This window comes from Streptomyces sp. cf386 (assembly GCF_900103585.1).
Classification (GTDB): Bacteria; Actinomycetota; Actinomycetes; order Streptomycetales; family Streptomycetaceae; genus Streptomyces.
Genome location: NZ_FNHV01000004.1, coordinates 262,617 through 277,605, shown reverse-complemented (window position 1 = coordinate 277,605; position 14,989 = coordinate 262,617). Strand labels below are relative to the sequence as shown.

16 protein-coding genes are annotated in these 14,989 nt (G+C 71.1%); 6 read left to right on the top strand and 10 right to left on the bottom strand.

The window, feature by feature from the left end:
* Positions 1-126 precede the first annotated feature (126 nt).
* Positions 127-2,340, bottom strand: a complete 2,214-nt coding sequence (locus BLU79_RS12420) for an ABC transporter permease (RefSeq protein WP_143052495.1) — start codon at positions 2,338-2,340, stop codon at positions 127-129.
* A 20-nt stretch (positions 2,341-2,360) separates the two neighbouring features.
* Entirely contained in the window at positions 2,361-3,071 is a 711-nt protein-coding gene (locus tag BLU79_RS12415; protein ID WP_256333276.1) for an ABC transporter ATP-binding protein, read from the bottom strand.
* A gap of 405 nt (positions 3,072-3,476) precedes the next feature.
* On the opposite strand from BLU79_RS12415, the gene BLU79_RS12410 reads away from it, so the two are divergent.
* Positions 3,477-3,881: a hypothetical protein gene (locus BLU79_RS12410; RefSeq protein WP_143052494.1), complete on the top strand. Its 405-nt coding sequence runs from the start codon at positions 3,477-3,479 to the stop codon at positions 3,879-3,881.
* A gap of 89 nt (positions 3,882-3,970) precedes the next feature.
* Here BLU79_RS12410 and BLU79_RS12405 read toward each other — a convergent pair whose 3' ends face one another.
* Positions 3,971-5,089 carry a glycerate kinase gene (locus tag BLU79_RS12405; protein ID WP_093906033.1) on the bottom strand — a complete coding sequence of 373 codons (1,119 nt, stop codon included), beginning with the start codon at positions 5,087-5,089 and terminating at the stop codon, positions 3,971-3,973.
* Positions 5,090-5,280: 191 nt separating this feature from the next.
* Here BLU79_RS12405 and BLU79_RS12400 point away from each other — a divergent pair, with 191 nt between their 5' ends.
* Genes BLU79_RS12400 through BLU79_RS12390 form a run of 3 tightly spaced genes read left to right on the top strand, consistent with a single transcriptional unit; the run spans position 5,281 to position 7,728 of the window.
* Positions 5,281-6,396 carry an ADP-ribosylglycohydrolase family protein gene (locus tag BLU79_RS12400; RefSeq protein ID WP_093905748.1) on the top strand — a complete coding sequence of 372 codons (1,116 nt, stop codon included), beginning with the start codon at positions 5,281-5,283 and terminating at the stop codon, positions 6,394-6,396.
* Positions 6,397-6,435: 39 nt separating this feature from the next.
* Complete coding sequence (locus BLU79_RS12395; RefSeq protein WP_093905747.1) at positions 6,436-6,930, top strand: NUDIX domain-containing protein; 495 nt, start codon at positions 6,436-6,438, stop codon at positions 6,928-6,930.
* Between the two features lie 54 nt (positions 6,931-6,984).
* Positions 6,985-7,728: an SIR2 family NAD-dependent protein deacylase gene (locus BLU79_RS12390; protein WP_093905746.1), complete on the top strand. Its 744-nt coding sequence runs from the start codon at positions 6,985-6,987 to the stop codon at positions 7,726-7,728.
* Here the strand turns inward: BLU79_RS12390 and BLU79_RS12385 are convergent, their stop codons facing one another.
* The 4 genes from BLU79_RS12385 to BLU79_RS12370 form a co-directional block, all read right to left on the bottom strand.
* Entirely contained in the window at positions 7,729-8,967 is a 1,239-nt protein-coding gene (locus BLU79_RS12385) for a cytochrome P450 (RefSeq protein WP_093905745.1), read from the bottom strand. It lies immediately after the preceding gene.
* 24 nt (positions 8,968-8,991) lie between these two features.
* A complete protein-coding gene (locus BLU79_RS12380; protein ID WP_093905744.1) occupies positions 8,992-10,383 on the bottom strand; it encodes an NAD(P)/FAD-dependent oxidoreductase in 1,392 nt (463 codons plus the stop codon).
* Positions 10,373-10,600, bottom strand: a complete 228-nt coding sequence (locus BLU79_RS12375; protein WP_093905743.1) for a ferredoxin — start codon at positions 10,598-10,600, stop codon at positions 10,373-10,375. Before BLU79_RS12375 ends, BLU79_RS12380 begins: the two co-directional genes overlap by 11 nt.
* Before the next feature lie 108 nt (positions 10,601-10,708).
* Complete coding sequence (locus tag BLU79_RS12370) at positions 10,709-11,347, bottom strand: hypothetical protein (RefSeq protein WP_093905742.1); 639 nt, start codon at positions 11,345-11,347, stop codon at positions 10,709-10,711.
* Positions 11,348-11,536: 189 nt separating this feature from the next.
* Here BLU79_RS12370 and BLU79_RS12365 point away from each other — a divergent pair, with 189 nt between their 5' ends.
* Positions 11,537-11,908 (top strand): VOC family protein, encoded by a 372-nt coding sequence (locus BLU79_RS12365; RefSeq protein ID WP_093906032.1) that lies wholly within the window; start codon positions 11,537-11,539, stop codon positions 11,906-11,908.
* A gap of 46 nt (positions 11,909-11,954) precedes the next feature.
* Here BLU79_RS12365 and BLU79_RS12360 read toward each other — a convergent pair whose 3' ends face one another.
* Both BLU79_RS12360 and BLU79_RS12355 read right to left on the bottom strand, forming a co-directional pair.
* On the bottom strand, positions 11,955-12,443 hold the full coding sequence (locus tag BLU79_RS12360; protein ID WP_093905741.1) for a methylated-DNA--[protein]-cysteine S-methyltransferase: 489 nt from the start codon (positions 12,441-12,443) through the stop codon (positions 11,955-11,957).
* Between the two features lie 13 nt (positions 12,444-12,456).
* On the bottom strand, positions 12,457-13,926 hold the full coding sequence (locus BLU79_RS12355; protein ID WP_093906031.1) for an AlkA N-terminal domain-containing protein: 1,470 nt from the start codon (positions 13,924-13,926) through the stop codon (positions 12,457-12,459).
* A gap of 180 nt (positions 13,927-14,106) precedes the next feature.
* Here BLU79_RS12355 and BLU79_RS12350 point away from each other — a divergent pair, with 180 nt between their 5' ends.
* Positions 14,107-14,469, top strand: coding sequence for an ArsR/SmtB family transcription factor (locus BLU79_RS12350; RefSeq protein ID WP_093906030.1), 363 nt, complete (start codon positions 14,107-14,109; stop codon positions 14,467-14,469).
* 30 nt (positions 14,470-14,499) lie between these two features.
* Here the strand turns inward: BLU79_RS12350 and BLU79_RS12345 are convergent, their stop codons facing one another.
* Complete coding sequence (locus BLU79_RS12345) at positions 14,500-14,976, bottom strand: hypothetical protein (protein ID WP_256333275.1); 477 nt, start codon at positions 14,974-14,976, stop codon at positions 14,500-14,502.
* Positions 14,977-14,989 lie beyond the last annotated feature (13 nt).

Below are 14,989 nucleotides of genomic sequence, written 5' to 3'. Positions count from 1 at the left end.
TAACGGTCCCGCGCCCAGCGGATCCGTGTCCCACGCACGGTTTCGTCCAGACCGCAGCGTCGGCAACGCCCATGGCCGGCAGCAGATGCCTGCACGGCATCTGCTGCCCAGTTGGGTGCCGGATGACTAGGCTCGCCAGCTGCGTGCCTGTTGCCCGGCGATCCGAGCGGCCCAGAGCCCCATCACGACGGACACGGCGAGTAGCACGGTGACAACGGCCGCCATGAGGCCCCCGGGGACGAAGTAGGCCATTCCTGGCCGGGCGACCGGTCGTGCGGTCCAGGCGGCGACGACGCACCCCGCCAGTGCGGCGAGCGCGAGCGGCGCGACGATCGCCCAGGCCGCGCTGCTGCGGAAGACGCGGTATCCGCCGGTCAACACGGTCAGCGGCGCCAGTGCCCTGCCCTGGCGCAGGAACTCGGCCTTGCCACTGAGACCGATGGCGAGCATGAGGATTCCCATCCCCAGCACACCGAAGAGCCGAATCCACCGGCCCTGGTCCCGGTCCGGGATGCCGTCCGCCAGCCACTCCTCCCCGGGAAAACGGACCTGGGCCCCGCGGGGATAGGCCCGGTAGGAGGCTTCCTTGAGTGCCGCGACGGCAGGGGCGCCGCCATCAGCCCTCACCACCGCCAGGGTGTTGGCGGTCGGCACGGTTTGCTCGGCCAGCTCGGCGTCGTCGGCTCGGACCACCTTCAGGTAGGTGCCGCCCTCCGTGTTCCAGTGGAGCAGCTGCTGCAAGCGCCGATCGAGGGCGACATCGACGCGGGCCGGGGTGGGCGAACACGGCAGCCGAAGGCTCTCCAGAGCTACGCATCCACCGCTGATCGTGATGGGGCCGTCACCGGCGGTGCGGGGAGGTGTGAGGACGACAGGGACATTGCCCTCGGGGATGGACTCCAGATAGGCGGCGGCCTCCCTGGTGGAGACCGTCCCCCTGGGGCCGATCTCGGCGACGTTCCTGTCGGCAGCGCTGAGGATCTCCTCCATTTTGGCGTGGTAGGTCCCGAACATTGCCTGCCAGGCGAGGGCCTGCATGAAGACGATCAGCGCAACCGTCACACCGGTGACCAGGCGGGCCGTAGCCGCCGGGTAGCGGCTGATCCGGCGGCCCGCGATCAGCGCACCGGCCCACCCCCGCTGTCGCCCGGTCCGCTCCAGGCTTCCCCCGAGCCTGGCCACGACGACTGCCACTCCGGCCGGCAGGGTGAGGACGACGAGGGCAAGGCCGATCCAGCTGATCCATGCCCGGTACTGCGTACTGTCGCCGGCGAGTTCCGGACCGCGGCTGGCGAGCAGGATCGCCGGCACGCAGAGGAACGCCAGGTACCGCTGTCGGCGTGATCCGCTCGCGTCGGCGGGTCGGGTCCCCTTGGCCCGGCCGGCCGGCTGATCGCTGATGACGGCAAGGGCCAGCGCCGTCACCGTGGCGGCCACAGGAGTCAGCAGTACCGGCCAGCCATGCTGACGCACATCGGCGGATGACGTCACGTAACCGACGAACGGGACTCGGACATCGACGAACGCGGCCACGGCGAAGAACGGAATCGACGCGAAGGCTCCCCACGTCACCGGTCGCATCGCCTCGCCCACCGCGATCAGGGCGCGGTCGCGCCTCAGACCTCCCAGGGCGTCGACCAGGGCGGCTCTGCGGTCACGGCCATGTGCCCCGGCCCGGAGTGCGGTGAACAGGAGCACGAGACTCGGTACGAGCAGCAGGCCGATGACGAGGCCCTGGAACATCCACTCGGGCTTGTCGTTGTCGGGCCCCATTCCTGGCTGCAAGCCTTCGGCCAGGATGCCTGCCTTCGGCCCGAAGCCGACCACCGCCTCGATCGGCGCCTCGGCCTTCATGCCCTTGGCGGGCCGGACGTAGGCGAGCCACTCTCCGGGGTCGTCCAAGCCCTCCTGCCCGACCGTGCCCGAGAGCTTTCCGTAGCGGCCGGCGATCCCCTCCGCGGCGCCGGCTTTCAGCAGACCGGGCGACAGAACGGCCTCACCCGGCCCCGGCCAACGATCCACCCCTGGAGGAAGTGGGGCATTCGCAGTCGACGTATACGGCGCGATGAATACGACGCTGAAGAGCCGCTGCCCCTTCAGCGCGTCCGAGCCGGCCAGCCACAACGTGGACCCGGTTGCCTGTGATTGCTCTGTCAGCCCGACCGGAGTCCTGGCGTCACGCCGCAGCTCCTTGCCGACATAGGAGGCGTGCACCATCGCCAGCAGACCCAGGCACAGTGCGACAGCGAAAGCCGAGAGCGCCAGGGCCGCGGCCCTGGTTCCGGCCGCCTCCGAGCGTCGACCCGCGTCGCGCCCTATGCGCAGCAGCTGAAGTGACAAGCCGCCGTGTCTGGCCCCGCTCACGCCTGCACCGCCTCCGGCACCCGGGCGGGAACCAGCAGACCGGCCTCAAGACGCAGCACCCGGTCCGCTCGTGCGGCAACCTCGACATCGTGCGTCACCAGCACCAACCCGCACCTACGCCGCCGAGGGAGATCGAAGAGCAGTTCCGCGATGCGAGCGGTGGCGTCAGGGTCGAGGGCGCCCGTGGGCTCATCGGCCAGAATCAGCTCGGGCGAGTTGATCAGCGCACGGGCCACAGCCGTACGCTGATGCTCGCCTCCGGAGAGTTCCTCCGTCGTCTCAGCCGACGGAACGCGCAGTTCGTCCAGCAGTTCCTGTGCCTGGCGGTACCCGCCCGCGCGGTCAGAACGCGACAGCAGCGCCGCCAGCGCCACGTTGTCCAGCGGGCTGAGTTCGGGCAGCAGCTCCCCGAACTGGAAGACCGTGCCGATTGTTTCGCTGCGCAGCTTGGCGATCTGCTTGCTCGGCAGCTTCGTTATTTCCGCTCCGGTTACCCTGATGCTTCCGTCATGCGGCTTGATCAGACCGAGGATCGACGAGAGCAGCGTGCTCTTGCCCGAGCCACTCGGACCCGTGATCGCCACTGACTCGCCGGCACTGACACTGAGTTGCAGGCCCTTGAACAGAGTCCGGTTCCGGATCGAGTAGTTCAGATCCTGAATGTGGAGTACGGGGTCGGGCGCGGGCCCGGTGTCGGAGTTGCTCACGTGATGTGCCCTCGGGTAGCTGTTGCGGGCTCTTCCCGTGAGCATGCGACAGCGCCCCCGTGAATCGTCCCCCGTTGCGCGAGAGAGGTCAGCCCCTCGCGATCGGTGCCGATATTAGGCCAAGGTGATCACCAGGCAAAGAAAGATGCCAACACACCCTCGGCGCGGTCGCGTTGCACCACAGTCACCGCCGGAATCGCGCTTGCCTTCCGTCGGCTTTCGCATATGATCTTGCACCGGTCGCGAGAAAGGCCTTCCTCTCGCTTCCATGGGGGGCTCTACAACACAAGCCGCTTGGCGTGACCTGCCTCGCGTTGCCCCGTCATGGGTGCGTCATTTCTGAAGGCCGTCATCGTGATGACCGCCAATCGCAGCTGTTGAGTTGCTGCGTCAAAGGGGAGAATCATGCAGATATCCAGGAGCGCCAAGAAGGCCGCCATGGCAGTTGTCCTGCTCGGCGCCGTTGCGGGGGCATCGCCGGCCTACGCCGACGCCGGCGAGGACGTCACGTCCAGGCTCAACCACCACACGAACCCGGACATTCACATCTCTTACGCCTACAGCTGGCAGTCGTCCGGCAACAAGAATGTTGCCGTGAAGGACGAGCGGGCGGACGGCAATGCCGTCTACTCGGAGTTCGACCGCAAGAACACCACGGGCCTCCGCCTCTGGAACAAGCAGGGCCAGGGAGAAACCACGTACAGCGACTCCTCCACGAGCAATTACGTCGTGAAGGTCACCGCTTGCGTGCACTACGACGGGACCCCGGACAAGTGCGGCCCGGACGACCGGCCTGGCGACGGACGCTGATCTCTCACGATCGTCTCGATCGTGTCGAGGCCCGGATGCTTTCCGCATCCGGGCCTCAGTCGTTGCACAGGGCTGCGCTCCGCCGACGGTCAGGCCAGGAAGTCCCGCGCGATCCGCTCCGCGACCCGTTCCAGAATCGGCCCGGCGTCCGCGATGCACTTCGCCACGTCCGGCTCGGTCTCCGTCAGCGGGTACGCCCGCCGGATCCCGGCCCGGCCCAGCGCCTCCGGCGCCAGCGCCAGGCGGCCGCACACCGCGACGACCTCCTTGTCGGCCGCGCGGGCCGCCGCCGCGACGCCCGCCGGGGCCTTGCCGTGCAGCGTCTGCTCGTCCAGGGAGCCCTCGCCCGTGATGACCAGCGTCGCCCGCTCCAGCGCGGGCGCGAAGCCCAGGACGTCCAGCATGACCTCGATACCGGCACGGAACCGGGCGCCGATCAGCAGGGCTCCGTAGCCGATGCCACCCGCGGCCCCGGCGCCGGGCGCGGCCGCGTGCTCGGCCGCCTTGGAGCCGACCGACTCCTCCAGCACCTTCGCGAAGTGCGCGAGCGCCACGTCCAGGGTCTTCACGTCGTCCGGCGAGGCGCCCTTCTGCGGGCCGTACACCGCCGGCGCGCCCTTCGGGCCGGTCAGCGGGTTGTCGACGTCGCTGGCGAGTACCAGCTCGACGGAGTCGAGGCGCGGGTCCAGGCCCGAGAGATCGGCGGTGGCCAGGTCGCCCAGGCTGCCACCTCCCGGCGCCACCGGCTCCCCGTCCGCGTCCAGGAAGCGCGCGCCCAGCGCGGTGAGCATCCCGGCGCCGCCGTCGGTCGTGGCGCTGCCGCCGACGCCGAAGACGATCGTGCGGGCACCGGCGTCCAGCGCGGCCCGCAGGAGTTCCCCGGAGCCGTAGGTGGACGCCGTGAGCGGCGCGAAGACGCCCGCGGGCAGCCGCTGCAGGCCGCTCGCCTCCGCCATCTCCACGACCGCCGTGTCGCCGCGCAGCGCGAACGCCGCCGTCACCTCGTGCCCGAGGGGCCCGGCGACCCGTACCTCCCGCCGCTCGAAGCCGGCCGCGACCGCCGCGTCCACGGTCCCGTCACCGCCGTCGGCCACGGGCATGGCCTCCACGTCGAGGTCCGGCACGACCCGGCGCAGGCCCGCCGTCACACGCTCGGCGACCTGCACGGCCGTCAGCGACCCCTTGAACTTGTCCGCGGCGATGAGCACCCTGTGGGCACCGTTCACTGCAGCGTCCGCCACCTTGTCTTCCCCTTGCTCTCCGGGCCCGCGTATGTCGGGGCCAGTCGCGCCGCTGCGACCATAACCGCAGGACGCCCCCGCCGTCATGCGCTGACCGGACCTTGAGAACCCGCTACGCCCTCCCTGTGCGGGCGCCCGGAATCGGGTAAACCGGTCCTATGACCCCTGTGGGCACTGAACCAGAGTTCGCCGACCGCATCCTCGGGGGCTGGCTCGGCCGGATCGCGGGCAACATGCTCGGCAAGCCGGTCGAGCAGGGCGACCTGTGGACGCGGGACCGGATCGACCGCTATCTGCGGCAGGCGGCAGCCCTGCCCCTCACCGACTATCTCCCCGAGCCGGCCAGCGAGGACGACGGCTTCGAGCTGCGCCCCGAGTGGCGCCAGTGTGTGCGCGGCCGGATCCACGGCAGCTGCCGCGACGACGACGTCGACTACGCCATTCTCGGCCTCGATCTGCTGGAGACCCACGGCTTCGGCTTCAGCACCGAGCAGGTCGGCGACCTGTGGCTGCTGCGGCTGCCGTATCTGCAGACCTTCACGGCGGAGCGGGCGGCGTACCGCAACCTCGCGAACGGTCTGAAACCGCCGCTGACCGCGACGTACGAGAACCCGTACCAGGAGTGGATCGGCGCTCTCATCCGTGCCGACATCTACGGCTGGACCTGCCCGGGCGCCCCGCAGCGCGCGGCCTCGCTCGCCCGCCGGGACGCGGTGCTGTCGCACACCGGCAACGGGGTGTACGGCGCGATGTGGGCGGCGGCGCTGGTCTCGGCGGCGTTCACGGCGTCCACGATCCGCGAGGCCGTCGACCAGGCACTCGCGGTCATCCCGGCGAGCAGCCGGCTCGCCCGCACCGTACGCCGTGCCGTCTCGCTCCACGACACCCGGATGACCTGGGAGGACACGCTCACCACGGTCGCCGAGGAGACCGCCGGGCTCGGCTGGATCCACACCATCCCGAACGCGGCCGTGCTCACCGCCGGGCTCCTCTACGGCGACGGCGACTTCACCCGCACCATCACGCTCACCGTGCGCGGCGGCCTGGACACCGACTCCAACGGCGCGACCGCCGGCTCGGTGGCGGGTGTGCTGACCGGGGCCGCTGCGATCCCGGACCAGTGGACCGAGCCGCTGGAGGACACGGTGCGCAGTGCGGTGTTCGGGTTCGACGGTGTGCGGATCAGCGAGTTGGCGGAGCGGACGGTGCGGCTGGCGGAAGCGGAGGCGCAGGCACAGGTAGAGGCTGAGGCGGAGACGGAGGCGGAGAATTGACCGGCCGGGTGGGGCACGGACACTGGTTACCCTTCCTGGATGACCAGCTCCGAAGAATTCGCCGCGTACATCGCGGGTCTCCCCCGCATCCTCGCCGGCGCCGCCGCCCTCTTCCGTGACGCCGAGGGCCGGGTGCTGCTCGTGGAGCCCAACTACCGTGAGGGCTGGGCGCTTCCGGGTGGCACGATCGAGTCCGACGAGGGCGAGACCCCGCGTCAGGGCGCGCGCCGGGAGACGCTGGAGGAGATCGGCCTCGACCGCGAGCTCGGTCCCCTGCTCGCGGTGGACTGGGTGTACCGGTCGGGTTGGCCGCCGCTGGCCGCGTATCTGTACGACGGTGGGGTTCTCGGCGAGGACGACTTCAAGGCGATCAGGTTGCAGGAGGAGGAGCTGCTGTCCTGGCGTCTCGTGGAACCGCGGGACGTCCCGGAGTACCTGCCCGACGCCCTGGGCCGTCGGGTCCTGGCCGCGCTGGAGGTGCTGGCGGACGGGGCGGGGACGGCGGAGCTGGAGAACGGTCACCGGGTGGGCTGACCCGGTCGGATATCCGGTCGCCTCCGTCACGGCGCCCGACCTACCCTCGGCTACATGACCAAGCCCCTCGTGGCCCTCCTGAGCGGCGCCGGTATCTCCACCGACTCCGGCATCCCCGACTACCGCGGGCCGAACGGACTGTGGCGGCGCGATCCGGAGGCCCAGAAGCTCGTGACGTACGAGTACTACATGGGTGATCCGAAGATCCGGCGGCGCTCGTGGCAGATGCGGCGGAAGAACCGGACGCTGAAGGCGGAGCCCAACGCGGCGCACCGGGCGGTGGCCGAGCTGGAGCGGTCCGGGGTGCCGGTGCGGGTCATCACGCAGAACGTCGACGGGCTGCACCAGCTCGCCGGGATGCCCGCCCGCAAGGTCCTCGAACTGCACGGCAGCGCGCGGAGTGTGGTCTGCACGAAGTGCCATGTGCGTGGGCCCATGGAGGACGCCCTCGCGCGCGTGGACGCCGGTGAGGACGACCCGCCGTGCCTGGAGTGCGGCGGGATCCTGAAGTCGGCGACGGTGATGTTCGGCGAGCGGCTCGACCCGGTCGTCCTCGGTGAGGCCGTCGCCATCACCAAGGCGTGCCAGGTGTTCATCGCCGTCGGCAGCAGTCTGCAGGTGCAGCCTGCCGCGGGGCTCGCGGGCGTCGCCGCCGACCACGGGGCGCGGCTGATCATCGTCAACGCCGAGCCGACGCCGTACGACGACCGCGCCGAGGAAGTCGTACGGGAGCCCATCGGCGCCGCCCTGCCGGAGCTGCTGCGCCGGCTCGGGACGACGAGCGGCCAAGCGACCTGACTACTGGGGGCGGATCCCGTCGCAGGCGATGGGCAGATGCCGCGGCCCGCGCAGCACGGCGTTCTGCCGGTACGGGGGCGGGTCCTCCAGCAGGCGGGGGTTCTCCAGCCTCCGGGCCAGTTCCGACAGGGCCAGCTGGGCCTCCAGCCGGGCGAGCGGTGCGCCGAAGCAGCTGTGGATGCCGCTGCCCAGACCGAGGTGCTGGATGTCCCGGCGGTCCGGGTCGAAGCGGTCCGGGTCCTCGAAGCGCAGGGGGTCGCGGTTGCCGGATGCCAGGACCAGCCAGAGCGAGGCGCCCTTGGGGATGGTGACGCCGCGCACCTCGATGTCGGCGAGGGTGGTGCGCTGCGGCACCAGCTGCACCGGCGGCTCGAAGCGGAGCAGCTCCTCGACGAGGGGCACCGCCAGCCGTGGATCCGCACGCAGCCGCTCCAGGACGTCGGGGTGGCGCAGCAGGGTCAGCATTCCGTTGGTGATGAGGTTGACGGTGGTCTCGTGCCCCGCGATCAGCAGCAGCGCGGCGGTGCTGAGCAGTTCCATCGTCGTCATCGGGCCGTCCTCGCCCTTGGCCGTCGCCAGCTGGGAGAGCATGTCGTCGCCGGGCTTCTTGCGGCGTTCCTCGATCAGACCGGCGAGGTACATGCCCAACTGCATCCGGGCGTCGTGGGAGCCCTTGCCCCGTTCGGAGGGGTCCGCGTCCGGGTCGGGGTCCAGGCTCGCGGCGAGGGTGTCCGCCCAGGTGTGGAAGCGCGCCTCGTCCTCGCGCGGCACTCCGAGCAGCCGGCAGATCACCGTCACCGGGAAGGGGTACGAGAACTCTTCCACCAGGTCGATCCGGCTCGGGTCGGCGATGCCGTCGATGAGGCCGGAGACGATGTCGTGGAGCTCTCCGCGCATTCCGTCGACCCGGTGGGGGGAGTGCGGCGGGCCGAAGGGCCGGTTCGTCATGCGGCGCATCCGGTCGTGTTCCGGCGGGTCGAGCCGCAGGAAGCCCGGCGGCAACGCGCTCTCCTCGGGGGCCGGCTCGGCCAGCGGGTCGGCGGCGTTCGAGGTCAGATTGCGGGCGTCGGAGCTGATCCGGGGATCGTGCAGGAGGCTGCGGATCTCGTGATAGGTGCTGATGACGTAAGGCCCGTCGTCCATGTGGAGCACCGGCGTCTTCCGCAGCTCCTCGTAGATCGGGTACGGGTTGGCGCGGTTGGCGTAGTCCAGGATCTGGTGCAGCAAGGATTGCGTCATGGCGAGTCCTCGTGGCCGTGCGGGTCAGTGCGCGGGGGTGAACGTCATCCGGCGGTCGGCCGGCGAGTATCCGCTGAGGGTCACGGTGGGCCCGTGAGTGGGGACCGACGGGTCCGGGAAGTCCGCGTCGACGGGCCGCTGTCCGTCCGGGCGGCGGTCGACCGTGGTGAACGGCGGCGGGAACGGCGCGGTCTTCTCGATCAGCTCCTGGTAGAACGGCAGCCACCGGGCCTGGTCGAAGGCGACGGCGCCGATGACGCGCCCTTGGTAGCCGTAGACGCCGACGAACCGGTGATCCTTGAGCGATCCCTGTGAGATGAGGATCTCCGTGCCCATCGACGGCACCCCGACCGACTTGATGTTGACTCCGAACTGCGAGGACCAGAAGGCCGGCACCTCCATGTGGGGGATGCGGTCGGTGCTCTCGCTGAGCATGTTGTGCGCCGCGACCCCGGCTTGGGTGACGGCGTTGCCCCAGTGCTCCAGGGACAGGAACTGGTAGCCGAAGAGGGGGTGCGGGCAGCGGGCGACGTCGCCCGCCGCGTAGATGTCGTCGGTGACGATGCCGCGGATGTCGAAGGCGCGGCAGCCGGCGTCGCAGGCGATGCCCCGGGGCCCGGCCCCGAGTCCGGACCCGGTGAGCCATTGGGTGTTGCGGGCGGCACCGAGCGAGACGATCACCACGTCGGTCTCCACGGTGGAGCCGTCGGACAGATGGGCGGCGCGCACCCGTCCCGCGGCGTCGCCTTCCAGAGCGGTCACCATGACCCCGCACCGCAGGTCCACACCGTGCTCGCGCTGCATCTCGGCGGCGACCGCGCCGACCACCCCGCCGAGTGCGCCGACCAGGGGCGCCGCGCCGCGTTCGGCGACGGTGACGGGGAGGCCTCGTTCGCGGCAGGCGGAGGCGATCTCCGAGCCGGTGAACCCTGCCCCGATGACGAAGACCCGCTTGGGTCCCGCGTCGAGCCGCCGGGCGAGGGCGGCGCTGTCGTCGCGGGTCCGCAGCACGAAGACGCCGTCGAGCTCCGCCTCGGCCTCGCGCGGCCACGGTCGCGCCCGTACCCCGGTGGCGATCAGCAGCCGGTCGTACGGCACCTCGTCGCCGTCGGCGAGCCGCACCCTTCTCGCGGCCATGTCCAGGCCGGTCGCCGGGACGCCGAGCCGCCAGGTCGCGTCGATGGACCGGGTCCTGGGCAGCGCGGTGCGGTCGGCGGCCGCCCTGCCCAGCAGCACCTGTTTGGACAGCGGGGGCCGGTCGTACGGCTCGTGGGGCTCGTCGCCGATCATCGTCAGGGAGCCCGCGAAGCCCTTCTCGCGCAGGGTTTCCGCAGCTCGCAGGCCCGCGAGCGAGGCGCCGACGACGACGATGCGGCCTTCGCGCCTGAGCTGTTCCAGGGATCCGTCACCGGGCACCGGGCACCGCCTCGGCAGGTGCGTCCACCGCGTCGACCAGGATGGCCTGGACCGGGCAGGCCGCGGCGGCCTGGGCCAGCCTGTCGCGTTGTGCCTCGTCGGCGTCCGGGTTGTACAGCAGCGCCTCCTCGCCGTGCATGGCGAAGATCTCGGGGGCGAGGAACGCGCACTGCGCATACCCCTGACAGCGGTTCAGATCGACGGCAATCCTGACCACAGCATCGGTCCTCTCCAAGGCGCGGGCACTCCCCTGCGACCACCCTCGGTGGCCGGAGGGGACACGGCCACGGGGAGGAGACCGTACGGGTGAGCAGGTGCGGCCGGCTCAGGTCCGGTCGGCGGCCCGTGGTCCGGCGGCCCGTCGGCCCCAGAGGATGTTCAGGCTGATGACGAGCGCCCACGCCGGGAAGACCAGTTCGGACCAGGGCACGTCCGCTCCCACCACGAGCAGCGTCAGGCCCGCGAGGTAGCCGAGGACCACGAGCGGGCGCGGGAGGGCGCCGAGCCGGCGGCCGATGGTCGAGGTCGTGATGATGAACACCGCCGCCATCCGCATGGCGTACGTGGTCAGCAGCATGTAGGCGAAGTCGCGGCCGAAGGGAGACCCCTGCTGGGTCTCGTCGAGTACGGTCCCGGCCGCCGAGGCCGCGCCGAACAGGGTGGCGACGAAGACCAGCCCGCTGCCCAGGAACACGGTGGCGAAGAAGCGGTCCTCGCCCTCGCCGACCTGCTCGCGCACGGCGCCCATGAACCACAGGAAAGCGATCCCGGCGAACGGGAGCAGCTCCAGCGCCGTCCGTACGGCGCTCCGCTGTGCGGCGTCCGCGGTCACGTCGTCCCCGTCGACTCCGTCGGGCAGGGCGATGCGCACCAGGACGATCGCCGTGGCCATCAGGATGGCGAACACGACCCCGGCCATCCCGGCGGCCCAGGGTGTCGCCAGGCGCTCCTGCTTTTGCTGCATGGTCTCCCGCTCTCTGCCTGCTCTCCTTCGTACAGACACCAGCGATCCAGCGGCTCGCGCCACCGGGGTCACTCGGGAGGAAGACCGCAGTGCGCCATATAGGTCATGGCCACCGGTCGGACCGGGGCGGAACCGGCGCCGTGCGAAAAGGCGCTGCGCGGGCCCGGTGCGTGGATCAGAATCCGTGCCATGACCTCAAAGATCCGCCATGTGACGATCGACTCCGCCGACGCCTACGGCCTGGCCGGCTTCTGGTCCCGGGTGCTGGGCCTGCCCGTGCACGAGGACGACAAGCCGGGCGACGAGGACGTGCTGATCGAGGGGGCGGGGCTGCTGTTCGTCACCGTCCCGGAGCCCAAGACCGTCAAGAACCGGGTGCACCTGGATCTTCAGCCGGATGACCGCACCCGGGACGAGGAGGTCGAGCGGGTTCTCGCCCTCGGCGCCACGCTGGTCGACGACCGCCGCAGGCCGGACGGCACCGGCTGGGCCGTCCTCGCCGATCCGGAGGGCAACGAGTTCTGTGTGGAGCGCAGTGCGGCGGAGCGGACGGCCGGCTGAGGCGGGCGCCCTGAGTACGGCGCTGTTCCCGACCGGCCGGACCGGATCAGAACAGCGCCGTTCCGCTCTCGAAGTCCAGCAGGCGCTGCTTGCGGTCCAGACCGCCGCCGTATCCGGTGAGGCTGCCGTTCGCGCCGACGACGCGGTGGCAGGGGACGATGATGCCGATCGGGTTCTTGCCGTTGGCGAGGCCGACCGCGCGGGAGGCGCCGGGGCTGCCGAGGGCGTCGGCGAGATCGCCGTAGGAGCGGGTCTCGCCGTAGGGGATCCGGCGCAGCTGGTCCCAGACCCTGCGCTGGAACTCGGTGCCGTTCAGCCGCAGTTCGAGGGTGAACTCCTTCAGCTCGCCCGCGAAATAGTCCTCCAGCTGGTCGATCGCCGCGCCGAAGGGAGTCTCGTCCCGCTCCCCGAAGGTCTCCTCGGGTGGGCGGTGGCGTTGCTCGGTCATGTAGAGGCCGCACAGGGCGCGGTCCTCGGCGACGAGTGTCAGAGGGCCGTACGGGCTGTCGATGACGGTGTGCCGCTTCGTTGACATGTGCTCAGACTCCTCAGACGGGAAGGAAGTTGATCGGGTGGCTGTCCGTCGCCCACAGGTACTGGACCGCGTACGCCCGCCAGGGGCGCCAGGCCGCCGACCGGGCCGTGAGGGCCGCCGGAGTGGACGGGAGGCCCAGCTCCTGGGCGGCGCGGCGGATTCCGAGGTCGGTGGGGAGGAAGGCGTCGGGGTCGCCGAGGGCGCGCATCGCGATGACGTCGACCGTCCAGGGGCCGAAGCCGGGGAGGGCCAGGAGCCGGGCCCGGGTCTCCGGCCAGTCGCTCTCGGGTCCCAAGTGCACGTCACCGTCGGCCAGTTGGCGTACCAGCGTGGTGAACGTCGTACGGCGGGTCTTCGGCATCGCCAGTGACTCCGGGTCCACGCGGGCCAGCGCCTCGGGGGCCGGGAAGAGGTGGGTGAGGCCGCCCTCGGGGTCTTCGATCGGCTCGCCGTGGGCGGTGACCAGGCGGGCCGCGTGGGTACGGGCGGCGGCCGTGGAGACCTGCTGGCCGAGGACGGCCCGTACGGCGAACTCGGCCTCGTCGACCGTGCGCGGGACCCGGCGGCCGGGCGCCTTGTCGATGAGGGGCGCGAGCAGCGGATCCGTACGCAACTGGTCGTCGATGGCGACCGGATCGGCGTCCAGGTCGAGCATCCGGCGGCACCGGCTGATCGCCACGGTCAGATCGCGCAGGTCGCCGAGGGTGAGGCGGCAGGAGATGTGGTCGGGCCGTGGGGTCAGGGCCACGATGCCGTGGCCGTACGGCAGCCTGAGCGTGCGTCGGTACGCGCCGTCCCGCCACTCCTCGACGCCGGGGACGGCGGTCGCCGCGAGGTGGCCGAAGAGGTTGTCGGGGTTGAGGGGGGCGCGGAACGGCAGGCGCAGGGCCAGGGCGCCGGTGGTGTTCCCTGGAGTTGTGCGGGGTGTGCGGGCGCGCAGGTCGGTGGGTGAGAGGGCGAAGACCTCGCGGACGGTGTCGTTGAAGGTGCGGATGGAGGCGAAGCCGGCCGCGAAGGCGATGTCCGCCATGGGCAGGGGCGTCGTCTCGATGAGGAGGCGGGCGGCCTGGGCGCGTTGGGCGCGGGCCAGGGCGAGCGGGCCGGCGCCGAGTTCGGCGAGGAGCTGGCGTTCGATCTGCCGGGTGCTGTAGCCGAGCCGGGCGGCGAGGCCGGGCACGCCCTCGCGGTCCACGACGCCGTCGGCGATCAGGCGCATCGCGCGGGCCACGAGGTCGGCGCGCTGGTTCCACTCCGGCGAGCCGGGGCTGGTGTCCGGGCGGCAGCGCTTGCAGGCCCGGAACCCGGCCTGCTGGCAGGCCGCCGCGCTCGGGAAGAACCGCATGTTCTCGGGCTTGGGCGGGACCACCGGGCAGCTGGGCCGGCAGTAGATCCCGGTCGTGACGACCGCCGTGAAGAACCATCCGTCGAAGCGGGCGTCCTTGGACTGGACGGCGCGCACGCAGCGCTCCGTGTCGGTGTGCATCCCCTTCTGCATGTGTCCAGCATCGGCCACGGAGGGCGACGGGGCTGGCGAGAATCCGACATCAACCTTGGTTGTCCTGGGAGCTGCCGGATCACCTCGGACGGGCCGGCGGATCAAAGGCCGAGCATGGTACATGAATAATCATTCATGTGTTCAGGTGTGATGGGTAGGATGCCCCTCATGGGTCATGGAGCCGTCACCACCACGCAGGACGCCACCGAGCGCGTACGCCTGGACGCGGCCAACGTCGCCAAGGTGGCCACCACCCTCCAGGCCCTGTCCACCCCCTCCCGCCTGCTGATCCTGGCGCGCCTGCGCGAGGGGCCGCTGCCGGCCACGGAGTTGGCGGCGGAGGTGGGCATGGAGCAGTCCGCGTGCTCCCATCAGCTGCGGCTCCTGCGCAATCTCGGCCTGGTGGTGGGTGAGCGGCGCGGGCGTTCGGTCGTGTACGCGCTGCACGACCACCATGTCGCCGAGCTGCTCGACCAGGCCGTGTACCACGTGGAGCATCTGCGCCTGGGGATCAGCGACGTGACCGAGTGAGGCGCGCGCCCCTCCGTACCGGTCCGGCGATCACGACGTGGTGGGTGCCGGGGCCGGGCCCACGCCCCGCAACTGCTGGATGTTTCCGCCCAGTCGGGGACGGAGCTGCTCCAGCAGCTTCGGTTTCGCGCTGACCACCCAGCGGGTCCCGACGAGGTACTTGCCGCCGTACACCGAGGCCGCGTCCAGCCAGGTCAGCTTGTACTTCTCCTCGGGGAACGTGGTGATGAGGTAGTCGCCCTTCTCCGTGTGGCAGACGCCCTCGCGCAGCTCGTCCGCCTCGGTCCGGATCTTGACCTTGCAGCCCGTCAGATCGGCGATCACCTCGACCTTCGCCGGGGCCACGACGCCGGCCACGGTGGCGGCGACGTTCGTCGGACTGCCCTTCGGCGCGGCCTCCTTGTCCTCGCTCCCGCCGCACGCCGCGGTGGACAGGAACAGGAGAACCAGACCGCCGGCCGTGGCGACGCGGCCGATGCTTCCTCTGCTTCCTCGCGATGACGGCACGAAGGGTGGTTCG

Bases quoted from the DNA above. Each gene is read 5' to 3' on its own strand.
- BLU79_RS12410 (WP_143052494.1), top strand. From the start codon at position 3,477: ATGCAGATATCCAGGAGCGCCAAGAAGGCCGCCATGGCAGTTGTCCTG.
- BLU79_RS12400 (WP_093905748.1), top strand. From the start codon at position 5,281: ATGACCCCTGTGGGCACTGAACCAGAGTTCGCCGACCGCATCCTCGGG.
- BLU79_RS12395 (WP_093905747.1), top strand. From the start codon at position 6,436: ATGACCAGCTCCGAAGAATTCGCCGCGTACATCGCGGGTCTCCCCCGC.
- BLU79_RS12390 (WP_093905746.1), top strand. From the start codon at position 6,985: ATGACCAAGCCCCTCGTGGCCCTCCTGAGCGGCGCCGGTATCTCCACC.
- BLU79_RS12385 (WP_093905745.1), bottom strand. From the start codon at position 8,967: ATGACGCAATCCTTGCTGCACCAGATCCTGGACTACGCCAACCGCGCC.
- BLU79_RS12370 (WP_093905742.1), bottom strand. From the start codon at position 11,347: ATGCAGCAAAAGCAGGAGCGCCTGGCGACACCCTGGGCCGCCGGGATG.
- BLU79_RS12365 (WP_093906032.1), top strand. From the start codon at position 11,537: ATGACCTCAAAGATCCGCCATGTGACGATCGACTCCGCCGACGCCTAC.
- BLU79_RS12360 (WP_093905741.1), bottom strand. From the start codon at position 12,443: ATGTCAACGAAGCGGCACACCGTCATCGACAGCCCGTACGGCCCTCTG.
- BLU79_RS12355 (WP_093906031.1), bottom strand. From the start codon at position 13,926: ATGCACACCGACACGGAGCGCTGCGTGCGCGCCGTCCAGTCCAAGGAC.
- BLU79_RS12350 (WP_093906030.1), top strand. From the start codon at position 14,107: ATGGGTCATGGAGCCGTCACCACCACGCAGGACGCCACCGAGCGCGTA.